Source organism: Aestuariivivens insulae, from assembly GCF_022662195.1.
GTDB classification, from domain to species: Bacteria; Bacteroidota; Bacteroidia; order Flavobacteriales; family Flavobacteriaceae; genus Aestuariivivens; species Aestuariivivens insulae.
In genome coordinates this window covers 295,936-312,342 of record NZ_JAKMCS010000002.1, presented here as the reverse complement: position 1 = coordinate 312,342, position 16,407 = coordinate 295,936, and the positions used below count along the sequence as shown (strand labels likewise).

The following is a 16,407-nucleotide window of genomic DNA, read 5'->3' as shown; positions in this document are numbered from 1 at the left end:
TGTAGTGTCAATATAAAATCAAATCAAAAAATGCAACAGTTACTAATTATATGCTTTACACTAGGTTTGCTACAAAGTGTTTTGGCGCAGGATTTTCAAGGTATTGCAACCTATAAATCGACACGTAAATTGGATATTCAATTAGACAGTACACAAGTTAATTCTGAAATGCACCAACGCATGATGGACATGATGAAAAAACAATTTCAGAAAACCCACTTGTTATCGTTTAATAAAGAAGCTTCAATCTATAAGGAAGATAAAGAGTTGGAGGCGCCCCAGCCCATGGGAATGCAAATTGTGATGGTAAGCACGGGAGATTCGGATGTGTTGTATAAAAACCTCAAGGAAAATAGGTTTACGAATCAAAATGAATCGTTTAGTAGGTTGTTTTTAATTCAGGATAAACTACAAAAGCACGATTGGCAACTTACTGGCGAAAAGAAATTTATTGGTGAGTATGAATGTTTTAAAGCGACCAAAACAATAGAAGTTCAAGTTGTGGAATCTCGAATTAGCGTAAATGGTGATAGGGGTTTAGATGCTGAAGAAGAAAGCCTGGAGCCTCAAATGCGGCAACAGGAAGTTGTGGCGTGGTATGCCCCAACAATTCCCATAAGTAATGGTCCGGCAAACTATCATGGCTTGCCAGGGTTAATATTGGAAGTTAACGATGGAACAACAACCATTATCTGTAGTAAGATTGTCCTCAATCCAGAGAAGGAAGTGCGTATTGTTGAACCCAAAAAAGGGGATAAGATGAATCAGGAAGAGTACGATAAGATTATGGAAAAGAAAATGAATGAAATGCAAGAACGCATGTGGAACAATAGCCATGAAGATGGTGGAGAAAGTATTGAAATTAGAATAGGAGGTTGATTTTTAGAAGAATTTAGCCTTTGGTCTTTAAACCAAGTATCACAATTTAGGTCTAACAGGGATAAATACATTAGTTTGAAAGCTAGTTAAATATTATCTCAATGCGATATCGTACGTTAAGAACTTCAGTTTCATTTATTTTAATCATTGTTTCTTTTATTTCATACGCCCAAAACAATTTTCAGGGGAAAGCCTATTACGAATCCAAAACGACCATAGATATGAGCAATTTTGGAGGCAGGCAACTAAGTGAAGAACGTAAAAAGGAAATTGCCGATCGAATGAAAAGTGCATTGGAAAAAACCTTCGTCTTAACGTTTAACCAAGTAGAGTCCCTTTATAAAGAAGAAGAACATTTGGAAGCCCCTGGACAGGGAAAAGGTATGCGTTTTGGTATGATGGGCAATACTGGGGGTAATCTGTATAAAAACGTGAAGTTACACCAGCTTTTACAGGAACAGGAGTTTTTTGGAAAACAATTTTTGGTGAAAGATAGTTTGCAGACTTTAGATTGGCAACTGGGGGCAGAAACCAAAACCATAGGGCAGTATACCTGTTTTAAGGCTACAGCAATAAAGAAGATAACCGGTTTCGATTTCAATAGTTTTAGAAGAAGGCCATCTAGTGAGCAGCCCAAAGATTCAACGAAGACGCAAACCAAAGATGAAAAAAAGGAGGAAAGAGAACCATCTAGAGAGGTCGTGGTAACGGCTTGGTACACGCCGCAAATCCCCATTAATCAAGGGCCAGATGCTTATTGGGGCTTGCCAGGATTGATATTAGAGGTGAGTGCCGATAGAACGACCATTTTATGTTCTAAAATTATTTTAAACCCTTCAGAAAAAGAAACTATAAAAATGCCTTCCAAAGGGAAAGAAGTCACTCAAACTGAGTATGATGCCATTGTTAAGAAAAAGACCGAAGAAATGCGCGAAATGTTTAGGGGCAGAGGAGGTCGAGGTGGTAGCAGAAGATAGCCTTAATATGTTTTTCAATCAATCAAAACTATAATAATTTAATTAATGAAGAAACTCACCTTTTTAATGCTGCTTAGTGTGGTAAGTTCATCTTTTGCCCAACTAAAACTTGAGGGCGTGGTAAAGGATAGTATTGGAACACCGCTAGAATTGGCCAATGTTATTGCCATTAATCAAGAGTCCCAAAAATTGGATTCCTATGGGATAACCAATGAGGCAGGATATTTTAAATTGTCATTGGAGAAAAATACCAATTATAAAATCCAGGTGAGTTATATTGGAATGAAAACGATGCAAATAGAAGTGAAAACAGCGTCATCAAATTTAACCAAAGATGTCACATTGCAAAACGACAACACATTAGATGCAGTAGAGTTGGTTTATGAAATGCCCGTAACCATTAAAGGAGATACTATTGTGTATAATGCCGATTCTTTTAAATCGGGTACAGAGCGAAAGTTGGGCGATGTGCTTAACAAATTGCCAGGGGTTGAAGTAAACGACGACGGGCAAATTGAGGTCGAAGGAAAGGCCGTTAGCAAAGTGATGGTTGAAGGCAAGGACTTTTTTGATGGCGATTCTAAACTGGCCACCCAAAACATTCCTGCCAATGCAGTAGATAAGGTTGAAGTGCTTAAAAATTATGCCGAAATAGGCCAATTAAGCGGTGTAACCAACAATCAGGATAATATAGCCATCAATATTAAGCTCAAGGAAGGTAAAAAGAACTTTTGGTTTGGAAATATTACTGCTGGAGCTGGCGGGGCAGAAGATAAAACCTTGTATTTGGCACAACCCAAGTTATTTTATTACAGCCCTGAGTATAGTTTAAATTTTATAGGGGACTTAAATAATATAGGGGAAATAGCTTTTACCCGTCGTGACTATTTCAATTTTACTGGAGGCTTTAGGAACCCCAGTAGAAGTAGTGGGACAAACATTAACTTAGGAAGCAATAATTTAGGCTTTTTAACGCTGCAAAATAATAGGGCAAAGGATATCAATACCAAGTTTGGCGCAGCTAATTTTAGTTATTCCCCAAAGAAAACCTTGGACTTAAGTGGGTTTGCCATCTTTTTAAGCAGTAGAACCGATTTACAGGAAAACAGTTCGGTGATTTATACCGACCCCGATTTAAATATTCCAGACGAAACCACCGAAAGTAATACGAGCCAGCGTAGCGATTTGGCCATGGCTAAATTTAGTGCCAAGTATAAGCCAAACACCAATAACCAGTTAGATTACGATGTGTTGGCAAGGACTTCAAAAGAGTCCCAAGACCAATTGTTTTATTCTTCCGTAAACGGAAACATAAACGAATTGGAAAGTGCCAAACCCTATAGTATCAATCAAAATTTGAATTATTACTATACGTTGGACGATACCAATATTTTTGCTTTGGAAGTACAGCACTTATTGCAGGATGAAGACCCCTTTTACAATGCCTATTTAGAAGATAAGGCAAGCTATTCCAATACCGCCTCTGTTTTAGGATTCGACGACACACAGGTTGCCTATGATGTGGCTCAGCAAAAGCGTGTGAAATCAAACCAAATGGATGCCAAACTTGATTATTGGAACATTTTAAATACCAAAAGCGATATCAATTTTACTTTAGGTACTATTTTTAGTAAACAGGATTATAATTCTGATATCTTTCAAGATCTTGATGATGGATCAAAGTATGATAATACACCAACAATAAATGATGGACTGGATACAAACGATATTGCTTACCAATTTTCTGATGTGTATTTAGGCCTGCATTACCGTTTGAAATCGGGAATTTTCACATTCACACCAGGTTTTTCAGCCCATGCCTATAGTGCCAAGAACAGTCAGTTTAATAAGAACTATACCGATAATTTTTTCAGATTGTTACCCGATTTTAATACGCGAATCCAGTTAAAAAAGAGTGAGCAGATTATTTTCAATTATAGCATGCGTACCCAATTTACCGATGTGAACCAATTTGCTAAGGGCTTGGTGCTGAATAGCTATCGTTCTATATTTTCAGGTAACCCGGAATTGGAAAGTGCCTTGTCGCATAATGTGAGGTTGTCCTATTTCAGTTTTAACATGTTTAACTATACTAATGTAAACGCTGGTTTAAATTATAGTAAAACGGTTGATAGAATAAGGACCACATCCAATTTTCAACCAGGCAGTGTGGTACGGGTAAGTACCCCTTTCAATTCTGGTTTGGCCGATGAGAGTGCCAGTGCCAATGCGCGATTGCAAAAAACATGGGGAAAGTTTAGGGGTACCGTAAGCGGAAACTTTAACTACAGTAAATTTAACCAGATAATTAATGGTAAACCATCTGTAAACGAAAACTATTCCCATAGCTATCGCGGACAAATACGAACCAATTTTAGGGAAGCGCCTAATTTTGAATTAGGCTATCGCTATAGCATACAGGATAATGACCAAGGTGATAGACGTACCAAGTTTTTTACCAAAGCCCCTTCCATAGAGTTCGATGCCCTTATTTTTAAATCGTTTACTTTTAAAACAGATTACTCCTATAATAGTTTTAGTGATGAGGACAAGAAAATTAATTCCTTTGAGTTTTGGGATGCTTCTTTATCGTACCGAAAAAATGCGGACAGTAAATGGGAGTATGAGATTAAAGCCACCAATTTATTGGACACCAAATCGCAGAACACAAGCCGATCCAGCAACATTTCGGTAAGCGCTACAGAATACTTTATACAGCCCCGTTTTATTACCTTTAGGTTGCGGTATGAGCTTTGATTCTGGTGGCTTCGAGAACCTCAGCCACCAGAATCAAAGACGGAAGGGTAAAACGATAAAGTTTTTTTGAAGATTAAATAGAATCAAAAAAAACCACCTCGTCTTCATTCTGTTAAATCGGAATGAAGCCACTCCTCCTTATCAAGGAGGAGAACTATTTGTAGCATAAAAACCAGAAACCATAAGGGTTGTTTTGTGGTTAGGTCCTTAAATTTTTTTTTTTGTTCTTGGTGGCTTCGAGAGTACTTCAACAACACTTGATGCGAAATCCAGAATTGATCCATTCATTATTGGATTCCTGCGGGAGCAGGAATGACAATTATTGTCAAAAGAAACCAATTCTCATTTGCTATGGAAGGATTGAACTTATAAGTTATTTTATATTTCCTTTGTTTAATACAGAAACAATAATATATTTGCGCTCTCATTGGGAAGATACTCAAGCGGCCAACGAGGACAGACTGTAAATCTGTTGGTTTTCACCTTCGCAGGTTCGAATCCTGCTCTTCCCACTTAACTCGAAAAGCCTGCATGGAAATGCAGGCTTTTGGTTTTTATATGGAGCAGGAATTTATTCCGTGCTACATATAAAAACCAAAAGTAAGCTGTGAAGACAGCTTGGCTTTTCATTTTCAGGAGGGGGAAACCAGGATATACAATCCTGCTAATTTTTTCTCTCGTTTTGAGCTTAAAGGAGCAGGAATTTATTCCGTGATCCATATAAAAACCAAAAGAAAGCTGTGAAGACAGCATGGCTTTTCATTTTCAGGAGGGGGAAACCAGGATATACAATCCTGCTAATTTTTCCCTCGTTTTGAGCTTAAAGGAGCAGGAATTTATTCCGTGCTACATATAAAAACCAAAAGTAAGCTGTGAAGACAGCTTGGCTTTTCATTTTCAGGAGGGGGAAACCAGGATATACAATCCTGCTAATTTTTTCTCTCGTTTTGAGCTTAAAGGAGCAGGAATTTATTCCGTGCTCCATATAAAAACCAAAAGTAAGCTGTGAAGACAGCATGGCTTTTCATTTTCAGGAGGGGGAAACTAGGATATGTAATCCAGCTCTTTTCACTTCTTAAAAAAAGACTTTTTCAAGTTAAAACTACTATTTCCTTGAGTGTATTATAAAACATAAGTTTGGGTATTTAATCAGTGATTTTTGAATAAGTGACGGGCCATTTAGTATTTTTTAAAAATAAAAACTTAAAGTTTTGTTAAGGATATAGGGGAATCGCACTTAAAAATTGACTTACAATTATACGAATGCATTTTTTAAAGATAAATACGTTAATAAAATAATATCAATTCAAATTCTATGACAATTAATCGGTATCACCTCAATTCAAAAAACAGATTCGCACTTTTAGTGTTTATTTTATTCACATTGGCTTTTACAGCTCCAACTAACGCTCAGGATCAAGTAAAAAAACTTGTCCCTGTTGAAGATTATCTTAAATGGGAATCTGTGCGTACAACAAAGGTTTCTGAAAATGGGAATTGGTTAGCCACTATCATAAGGAATCAGGCTAATGATTACAAACTATTGTTAACTAATAGAATTACAAAAAAAGATACTGTATTTGAGAATATTAATGGCGTTACCTTTTCCAAAAACAGTGAATGGTTAGGGCTTCATGTTACTTTACCAGGTGATGAAATAAAAAAGATGAGAAAAGATAAAAAAGATATTCCGGTAAAGATGGCTTTGGTTGAGTTGTCTTCACTAAATTATAAGGAGTATAATGGAATTAATGAATTTAATTTTAGTGGTACAGGAAATTTTTTAGCTTCAAAAATAAAGAATAAAGAGGGTAGTATTTTATCTATAAAAGACCTTAGGGCCAATAAGGAGGTAACATTTGGTAGTGTAGAAAGTTTTAGTTGGAATACAGAAAATGATAACATTATTATTTACTTGAGTTCTGAAGATAAAATGGCTAATTCTATTCAGCTGTATAATGCTTCAACGGGGCTTCTGAAGGTTTTAGATAAAAAAGAAACTTCGTATAAATCCTTAAAATGGATTAATGAAGACGAAAGTATTATAGCATTAAGAGAATTAAAGACAGATGATTTTAAGGAGAGCACATATGAGATGTTGGTTTGGGATAATCCAACCGAAAATACCAGGCCTTTAATTTTCAGTCAAGAGGACTTTTCCTCTTTTCCAAAACTATCGAGAATAGCCAGTGGAGATATTCAAGTCTCTAAAGACGGAAAGAGAATATTCTTTGATATTATTTATAATACACCCAAGAATAATGGAAATGAAAAAGAGGGAGAAAATGAAAAAGAAGCCTCTAATACATCTAAGCCTGATACAAAGTCATCAGAAAAAAAAGATGAAGAGATTGCCGAAGTAGATATTTGGAATAGTCAAGACCGAATGGTGGTTAGTAATCAAAAAGCATCTCCATATAAAAGTAGTAAAAAAGCACAAAAAGGAGTTTGGCTGGTAGACACTAATAAATTTGCCTTACTTAATGATGAGTTTGTTGATGATGTAAAAGTTCAAGTAAATAATGATTTATTTATAGGTTATGATACTACGCCTTATGAGTTTGAAGCTATGTTTGGCCGCCCAAGCCAAGATGTTTATACTGTAAATGTGCTAACAGGTGAAACAAAAAAAGTTTTAACAGATGTGGCTAATACGTTTGAAATAGACCCCAATAACAAGTTTTTTATTTACTTAAAAAATAATAATTTGTTTTTATATGATATTGAGGGGACTATTTCAAAAAATATAACGCAAGGCCTGGAAGCTTCATTTATTCAAACAGATGACGATCACCCTCTACCTCAATTGCCAGCATATGGATTTGGAGGTTGGTTTGAAAATGGAAAATCTTGTTTAATCTATTCTGAATACGATATCTGGGAATGTTCAACCAACGGAAAGATGAAAAATGTAACCCAGGGAGCTAGTAGCAATTTGGTGTATAGGTTGGGAGGATACCAATTTACTGATGGCTTATTGGATCCAAAAGAAAATGTGTTCTTAAGTATATTGAACCAAAAGACCAAAGGCAGTGGGTTTGCTTCAGGCAGTTTTAGTAAAGGCTTTAAGACAAATATTTTTGAGGAAGCTCAGATAAATTTAGTGCATCAGGAAAAAGATCATGACTTTGTATTATATAGTAAGTCAAGCTATACAATGTCTCCAGATGTTTTGGTTGCCGATCTCAATTTTAAAAACACCTGGAAGGTAACCAATCTAAATCCATTTCAATCAGATTATTATTGGGGCAAAGCAGAGTTGATTACTTATACTAATGCGTTAGGTAATGAAGCCCATGGGATTTTATATTATCCTGCAAATTATAAAAAGGGAGAAAAATACCCTATGATAACTTACATATACGAAAGGTTGTCATATCGTTTTCATAGGTATATAGCTCCTTCAGAAGAAGATTATTATAATACGACAGTATGGGTGCAAAATGGGTATTTTGTATTTAATCCTGATATCGAATTTGAACCGGGAAACCCTGGTGTGTCTTCGGCAAAAAATTTAGAAATAGCTGTGGCGGAGGTGCTTAAAAATGGTGCAGTAGATAAAGGTAAGGTAGGTTTAGTGGGGCATTCTTGGGGAGGTTACCAAGCCGCCTATGTGCCTACCCAAACCAATATTTTTGCAGCTTCGGTTGCAGGAGCGGGCCTTACAGATTTAACAAGTATGAACTTAGCCATTACGCCTGCCTTTTCAGGTAAGCCAGAAAATGATCATTTTGAGGTAGGGCAGGAACGTATGGAAGTAGCCCCTTGGGTAGATCCGGATAGGTATATTAGAAATTCACCTGTAATGCAAATAGAATCCTTAGAAACACCTATGTTGTTCGAAGTAGGAGATCAGGACAGAAATGTGAATTGGGACCAGGGACTAGCTTATTATAATGCTGCTAGGCGAGCTGGTAAGCCATTTATATTGTTGGCTTATGCTAAAGAAGGTCATGGGTTAAGACAAGAAAAAAATCGTAAAGATTATCATCAAAGAATACTGCACTGGTTTGGTCATTATTTAAAAGGAGAGCCCGCAAAAGATTGGATGGTAAAAAGTATTCCGTATGATGAACAGCAAGAGATTTTAAAAAAATGAGGATGATGCATGTTTAATGGGGTGTTAACGCCATTAAGTGTGTTGCATGATATAGAAATTAAAAAACTCCATAAAGCTTTATGGAGTTTTTTAGTTTTATACAGAACTTTAGATTATAAGCTAAAAGCTTCTCTCACCTTATCTACATAATCCAATTTTTCCCAAGTAAACAACTCTACATCCAAGGTAACGCTTTCACCATTAGGTTGGGTAAAGGTTTTGGTAACGGTTTCGTTGGTACGTCCCATATGTCCATAAGCAGCCGTTTCACTGTACATTGGGGAGCGCAGTTTTAAGCGTTCTTCAATAGCGAATGGGCGCATATCAAAAATCTGGGATACTTTTTCGGCAATTTCACCATCGATCATGTTAAACGGACACGTACCGTAGGTGTCAATAAAAATACCCATTGGCTCTACCACGCCAATAGCATAACTTACCTGAACTAAAACTTCATCGGCAACACCGGCAGCAACCAGGTTTTTAGCAATATGGCGAGTAGCATAAGCAGCACTACGGTCTACCTTACTAGGGTCTTTACCAGAAAAGGCGCCACCACCATGGGCACCCTTGCCGCCGTAAGTGTCTACAATAATTTTACGTCCCGTTAATCCCGTATCGCCATGAGGTCCACCAATAACAAATTTTCCTGTGGGGTTAATATGGTACTTTATATCGCTGTTAAAAAGCGCTTGGGTGGCCTTAGGTAGTTTGGCAACTACCCTTGGAATTAAAATTTCTTTAATGTCTTGTCTTATTTTGGCAAGCATGGTGTCGTCATCGGCAAAATCGTCGTGCTGTGTCGATACTACAATGGCATCAATACGTTGTGGGATATTGTCGTCGCTGTATTCAATGGTTACCTGACTTTTACTATCGGGCCTTAAATAAGTAATCTCTTTATTTTCACGACGCAACAAGGCCAATTCCTTTAAAATGCGATGAGACAAATCTAATGCCAAAGGCATGTAGTTTTCGGTCTCGTTGGTGGCATAGCCAAACATCATACCTTGGTCGCCGGCACCCTGTTCTTCCTTGTTGGCTCTGTCTACCCCACGGTTAATGTCATCGGATTGCTCATGGATGGCAGAGAATACCCCGCACGAATTACCATCGAACATGTATTCGCCCTTGGTATAACCAATTTTATTAATGGTATCTCTGGCAATTTGCTGTACATCTAAATAGGTGTGCGACTTCACTTCTCCTGCAAGCACAACCTGACCAGTAGTAACCAATGTTTCACAGGCCACTTTAGAGTCTACATCAAAGGCCAAAAAGTTATCGATCAAAGCATCACTAATTTGGTCTGCAACCTTATCGGGGTGTCCTTCAGAAACACTTTCCGAAGTAAATAAATATGGCATAAAATAAAATTTAACGGAAGATCTGACGAGAGCGTCAAAGGAAGTTTATAACTGCCTTTAGCATTTTTAATGCCGTACTGTCACGCTGAGCTTGTCGAAGCGCTGTTATGGCATCTCCTCCTCGATTTTATCGATTCAGAAAGAGGTTGCAATCAGTCAAATCTATCCTCTATTGTTTTGTGTTGGCAAAAGTAAAAAAATAAAAAGAAACAAAAACCGATTTTAACTTTTTTCGAAAATAAATTGGTAGTTAAAATTTATTTATAAATATTTGTACCGATAAGATGAACAAGCAAATATTAAATATCATTTCTATTATTGTCATTGTGATTATGTCACGACGATAGGGAATGGTATGTATTAAATATAAAGCATTTAAAGCCTTCCCTAATCGGAAGGCTTTTTTGTTGCACATTTTTTAATTTTTTGGACATCATAAAAAATACAGTTTAAAATACTGATATGTAGCAGTTTACATTGGATTTGGTGATTGTGGATTTAACCTGTGTTTATAAAGGAAATGACGTATAAGGGTGTAATAATTTAATTTCGACAATTATTTGGGGAATTTGAAGATTTTTCACAAAAAAACTTAAAACACAAAGAATATTAAATCATAATAAGATAAAACGCAAAATTATCTGTAACAAAAATGAAGGAACTCAATAAATATAGTAAAAGACTAACGCAAGACCAATCACAACCTGCTTCGCAAGCCATGTTATATGCTGTTGGTTTGACCGATGAAGATATGCAAAAACCTCAAGTAGGTATAGCCAGTACAGGATATGATGGCAACCCATGTAATATGCATTTAAACGGTTTGGCCAGCGAGGTAAAAATCGAATGTAAGATTGCTGGTATGGTCGGTTTGGGCTTTAATACTATTGGAGTTAGTGACGGAATTTCTATGGGAACTTCGGGTATGAACTACTCATTGGCATCACGCGACATTATTGCAGATTCTATTGAGACTGTAATGAATGCACAAAGTTATGATGCATTGGTGTCAGTTGTTGGTTGTGATAAAAACATGCCAGGAGCCGTTATTGCCATGTTACGTTTAAACAGACCATCAATAATGATGTACGGTGGTACTATCGCCTCTGGAAATTACAAAGGAAGAAAATTGAATATCGTTTCGGCTTTTGAAGCATTAGGACAAAAAGTAGCGGGCGAAATTGATGATGATGAGTATAGAGAGATTATAAAAAGAGCCATTCCTGGAGCGGGTGCCTGTGGCGGAATGTACACGGCCAATACTATGGCTTCGGCTATAGAGTGTATGGGCTTTTCTTTGCCGTACAATTCATCCATTCCTGCTGAAAACCCTAATAAATTATCGGAAGCAGAAAGAACAGCAAGAGCGGTCAAAAATTTATTGGAATTAGATTTAAAACCATTGGACATCATTTCTAAAAAGTCTATCGAAAATGCTATTGCTTTAGTGAACGCCCTAGGAGGTTCTACCAATGCGGTATTGCACTTTTTAGCCATTGCCCATGCTGCCGATATCGAATTTACTTTAGAGGATTTCCAACGTGTAAGCGATAGGACGCCATTGATTGCCGATTTAAAACCTTCCGGAAAATATTTAATGGAAGATGTACATGGCATTGGCGGAACACCGGCGGTTATGAAATACTTATTGGATAATGGCTACTTGCATGGCGATTGTTTAACCGTAACAGGAAAGACTTTGGCCGAAAACTTAAAAGATGTTGCGCCGCTTGAATTTGAAAATGATCAGGATGTTATTTATCCAACAGATAAAGCCTTAAAATCATCAGGCAATTTGCAAATCCTTTACGGGAATTTAGCTTCTGAAGGTGCTGTTGCAAAAATATCTGGAAAAGAAGGTTTGGTATTCGAAGGTAAAGCAGTGGTTTACGATGGTGAGCAGGCAGCTAATACAGGAATATCTAATGGCGAGGTGGAAAAAGGCGATGTCGTCGTTATACGCTATGTAGGGCCTAAAGGAGGTCCTGGTATGCCAGAAATGTTAAAGCCTACATCCCTAATTATGGGAGCTGGTTTAGGGAAATCGGTGGCATTAATTACAGATGGTCGTTTCTCGGGAGGTACCCATGGTTTCGTAGTAGGTCATATTACGCCCGAAGCCCAAACAGGTGGCACCATCGGATTAATAAAAACAGGAGACAGAATTAGAATTAGCGCAGAAGACAACTCTATTAATGTATTGCTGTCTGATGAGGAATTGGCCGAAAGAAAGGCTCAATGGGTGGCTCCAGAATTGAAACACAAAAAAGGAATATTATATAAATATGCAAAATCGGTTGCGTCGGCTTCAAAAGGTTGTGTGACAGATGCATTTTAGTTTCCGCGAAAGCGGAAATCTCATAAACAATAATTGAGATTATGAAAGAAACAGAGACATTAGAAACAAAACAAACTTCAGCAGGTACAACAGAACGTATTAGTGGAAGTGAAGCCGTTGTAAAATGTTTGATAGCCGAAGGTGTTGATATACTTTATGGGTATCCAGGTGGCGCTATCATGCCAGTGTATGATGCGTTGTTCAAGTATCAAGATCAAATCCATCATGTACTTACACGCCATGAGCAAGGTGCTGCACATGCGGCTCAAGGTTTCGCAAGAATTTCTGGTAGAGTTGGTGTGGCTATGGCAACGTCTGGCCCTGGAGCTACCAATTTAATTACAGGAATTGCCGATGCCCAGATAGACTCTACGCCAGTGGTGTGTATTACAGGACAAGTGTTTTCACACTTGCTTGGGAGCGATGCCTTTCAGGAAACCGATATTGTAGGGATCTCTACGCCTGTTACCAAATGGAGTCATCAGGTCACTAAAGCTTCAGAAATACCAGAAGTTATGGCTAAGGCATTTTATATCGCTAAAAGTGGACGTCCAGGACCTGTTTTAATCGATATTACAAAAGATGCTCAAGTTTCTGAATTAGATTTTAAATATGAAAAATGTACAGGTGTAAGAAGTTATATTCCTGTGCCGAAGACCAATCCAGAATCAGTAAAGGCTGCAGCCGACTTAATTAATGCTGCAAAAAAGCCAATGATTGTTTGGGGACAGGGCGTTATTCTAGGTAAGGCAGAAGCAGAATTAAAGGCCGTTATTGAAAAAGCCGGAATTCCTGCGGCATGGACCATTATGGGAGCTTCGGCAATACCAACATCACATCCGTTAAATATTGGCATGGTAGGGATGCATGGTAATTATGCCCCTAATGTACTGACTAACCAATGCGATGTTTTGATTGCTATTGGTATGCGTTTTGACGATCGTGTGACAGGGGACTTAAAAACCTATGCCAAGCAAGCCAAAGTGATCCATTTTGAAATAGATCCAGCAGAGATTGATAAAAATGTAAAAACCGATGTGGCCGTTTTAGGAGATTCTAAGACAAGTTTAACTGCCTTGTTGCCATTGCTAAATGAAAATTCGCATGAGGCATGGTTGGAAGAGTTTAAAAAGCTATACGCCATAGAGTTTGAAAAAGTTATAAAGGATGATATTCACCCAACCAAAGAAGGATTGACTATGGGTGAGGTGCTTAAGGAAATAAACAAGCAAAGCGAAGGGAATGCCGCTATAGTTTCAGACGTAGGGCAACACCAAATGATTGCTTGTCGTTACTCCGAATTTAATAAAACCAAAAGTAACATTACTTCTGGAGGTTTGGGTACTATGGGCTTTGCACTTCCTGCAGCTATGGGAGCTAAAATGGCAGCGCCAGATCGTGACGTAGTAGCCATTATTGGAGATGGTGGTTTCCAGATGAATATTCAGGAACTGGGTACCATTTTCCAAACAAAAATACCCGTTAAGATTGTGGTGTTGAATAATGAGTTTTTAGGTATGGTACGTCAATGGCAACAATTGTTTTTCGATAAGCGTTATGCGTCTACCGAAATGATCAATCCAGATTTTATAACCATTGCCAAAGGGTATCACTTAAAAACCAAAAAGGTAACCAAAAGAGAAGAATTAGCCGATGCCGTTAAGGATATGATGGCTTCAGACAGTGCTTATTTCTTGGAGGTTTGTGTAGAAAAAGAAGATAATGTGTTCCCAATGATTCCGGCAGGAGCATCGGTTTCAGATATTCGCCTAAGTTAAATCAAGAAGCAAGAATATAGATCAAAGAAAACAGAAATTAACGAGAGATCATATTAAAGGGACATCAAGATTTTATTAAAGCAGTCTTTTCTCTTTCATCTTTATCTCATTCATCTTTAACAAAATGAACGAAGAAATAAAAACTTTTACGATTTCAATTTATACCGAAAACAATATTGGGTTGTTAAATCGTATATCAGCTATTTTTCAGCGTAGACACATCAATATAGAAAGTTTAACAACTTCACAATCTGAAATTGAAGGTGTAAACCGCTTTGTAATTGTTGTAAATATTACAGAGTCCCAGGCCAAAAAAATTATAGGGCAAATAGAAAAACAAGTAGAAGCCATAAAGGCTTATTACCATACCGATGAAGATATCATTTTTACAGAGTCTTGTATGTTTAAGATTAAATCGGACTTGTTATTTGAGGAGCCTCAAATTCAAAATATTATAAAGGACAGCGATACTAGAATCGTAACGGTAAATAAAGAGTTTTTCGTATTGGAAAAATCGGGAAGGCGCCATGAAATAGAGGCCTTGCACAAAGCGTTAAGTACATTTGGTATTATGCAGTTTGTGCGCTCTGGACGTATCGCAGTAACTAAAGAAGAAATGAAAATAACCGAAATGCTTTTGGCATTCAATAACCAATAATAATTAAAATTAGAAATGGGAAATTATTTTAACACCTTATCGTTAAGGGACAAATTAGAGCAATTGTCGAAATGTAGATTTATGGAATCTTCAGAGTTTGAAGATGGAGTAAATGCTCTAAAAGGTAAAAAAATTGTTATAGTAGGCTGTGGTGCGCAGGGGCTTAACCAAGGATTGAATATGAGAGATTCTGGGTTAGATATTTCTTATGCCTTACGTGATGCTGCAATTGCAGAAAAGCGTGCTTCCTATGTAAATGCAACAGAAAATGGATTTACAGTTGGTACTTATGAGGAATTAATTCCGACGGCTGATTTAGTGTTGAATTTAACTCCAGATAAACAACATACCAATGTAATTAATGCGGTAATGCCCTTAATGAAAAAAGGAGCAACATTATCTTACTCTCATGGTTTTAATATTGTAGAGGAAGGGATGCAAATTCGTGAGGATTTAACGGTTATAATGGTGGCGCCTAAATGTCCTGGAACAGAAGTTAGGGAAGAGTACAAGAGAGGCTTTGGTGTACCGACCTTAATTGCCGTACACGAAGAGAACGATCCAGAAGGAAAAGGATGGGCGCAAGCCAAGGCTTATGCCGTAGCTACAGGAGGTGATAGAGCAGGTGTGTTGGCATCGTCTTTTATTGCTGAAGTTAAATCTGATTTAATGGGTGAGCAAACCATCCTTTGTGGTTTGTTGCAAACAGGATCTATCCTTTCTTTCAATAAAATGGTTGAAAAAGGAATCGATCCAGGATATGCTTCAAAATTAATCCAATATGGATGGGAGACCATTACCGAAGGTCTTAAGTATGGTGGTGTTACTAACATGATGGATCGTTTGTCCAATCCTGCTAAAATAAAAGCTTTCGAATTGTCTGAAGAGTTAAAGGACATCATGCGTCCGTTATTCCAAAAGCATATGGACGATATCATGGAAGGAAACTTCTCTAAAGGTATGATGGAAGATTGGGCCAATGACGATAAAAACTTATTGGATTGGAGAGCCGCTACTGCAGAGACTGCTTTTGAAAAAACACCAGCTGGCGATGTTGAAATTTCAGAACAAGAATACTACGACAATGGCGTGTTAATGGTAGCTTTTGTTCGTGCAGGTGTAGAATTGGCATTTGAGGCGATGACTGAATCTGGTATTATAGACGAGTCGGCTTATTACGAATCATTGCACGAAACACCACTTATTGCTAATACCATTGCAAGAAAGAAATTATATGAAATGAACCGTGTGATTTCAGACACTGCAGAATACGGATGTTATTTGTTCGATCATGCTTGTAAGCCGTTGTTAACTGATTTCATGAAGACCATAGATACCAATGTTATTGGTAAACCTTATGCAAAAGATAACGGTGATAGCGTAGATAACGCTAAGCTAATTCAGGTGAATAAAGCCTTAAGAGAACATCCTGTTGAAAAAATCGGTACTTTCTTAAGAGCGTCTATGACCGCAATGAAACCTATTGTTTAAACTAAACGAGACCTGCAAGGTTTTTACAACCTTGTAGGTCTAATCTAACAGCTAACCTAATAT

At 37.5% G+C, this 16,407-nt stretch carries 9 protein-coding genes and 1 tRNA gene; 9 read left to right on the top strand and 1 reads right to left on the bottom strand.

Annotated features, from left to right (window positions below; all coding sequences use genetic code 11):
- The first annotated feature begins 30 nt into the window (after window positions 1-30).
- From MR062_RS03970 to MR062_RS03950, 5 genes are all read left to right on the top strand, one after another.
- Window positions 31-879 (top strand): GLPGLI family protein, encoded by an 849-nt coding sequence (locus MR062_RS03970; protein WP_242202786.1) that lies wholly within the window; start codon window positions 31-33, stop codon window positions 877-879.
- Between the two features lie 101 nt (window positions 880-980).
- On the top strand, window positions 981-1,856 hold the full coding sequence (locus tag MR062_RS03965; RefSeq protein WP_242202785.1) for a GLPGLI family protein: 876 nt from the start codon (window positions 981-983) through the stop codon (window positions 1,854-1,856).
- 45 nt (window positions 1,857-1,901) lie between these two features.
- Window positions 1,902-4,613, top strand: a complete 2,712-nt coding sequence (locus MR062_RS03960) for a carboxypeptidase-like regulatory domain-containing protein (protein ID WP_242202784.1) — start codon at window positions 1,902-1,904, stop codon at window positions 4,611-4,613.
- A gap of 429 nt (window positions 4,614-5,042) precedes the next feature.
- Window positions 5,043-5,125, top strand: a tRNA-Tyr gene (locus MR062_RS03955).
- 803 nt (window positions 5,126-5,928) lie between these two features.
- Window positions 5,929-8,712: an alpha/beta hydrolase family protein gene (locus MR062_RS03950; RefSeq protein ID WP_242202783.1), complete on the top strand. Its 2,784-nt coding sequence runs from the start codon at window positions 5,929-5,931 to the stop codon at window positions 8,710-8,712.
- Between the two features lie 113 nt (window positions 8,713-8,825).
- On the opposite strand, the gene metK is transcribed toward MR062_RS03950, so the two are convergent.
- Window positions 8,826-10,079 (bottom strand): methionine adenosyltransferase, encoded by a 1,254-nt coding sequence (gene metK / locus MR062_RS03945; RefSeq protein ID WP_242202782.1) that lies wholly within the window; start codon window positions 10,077-10,079, stop codon window positions 8,826-8,828.
- 652 nt (window positions 10,080-10,731) lie between these two features.
- Here metK and ilvD point away from each other — a divergent pair.
- From ilvD to ilvC, 4 genes are all read left to right on the top strand, one after another.
- Window positions 10,732-12,417 carry a dihydroxy-acid dehydratase gene (ilvD, locus tag MR062_RS03940; RefSeq protein ID WP_242202781.1) on the top strand — a complete coding sequence of 562 codons (1,686 nt, stop codon included), beginning with the start codon at window positions 10,732-10,734 and terminating at the stop codon, window positions 12,415-12,417.
- Window positions 12,418-12,458: 41 nt separating this feature from the next.
- Entirely contained in the window at window positions 12,459-14,195 is a 1,737-nt protein-coding gene (ilvB, locus tag MR062_RS03935; RefSeq protein ID WP_242202780.1) for a biosynthetic-type acetolactate synthase large subunit, read from the top strand.
- A 124-nt stretch (window positions 14,196-14,319) separates the two neighbouring features.
- Complete coding sequence (gene ilvN / locus MR062_RS03930) at window positions 14,320-14,853, top strand: acetolactate synthase small subunit (protein ID WP_242202779.1); 534 nt, start codon at window positions 14,320-14,322, stop codon at window positions 14,851-14,853.
- A 15-nt stretch (window positions 14,854-14,868) separates the two neighbouring features.
- Window positions 14,869-16,344, top strand: a complete 1,476-nt coding sequence (ilvC, locus tag MR062_RS03925) for a ketol-acid reductoisomerase (RefSeq protein WP_242202778.1) — start codon at window positions 14,869-14,871, stop codon at window positions 16,342-16,344.
- Window positions 16,345-16,407 lie beyond the last annotated feature (63 nt).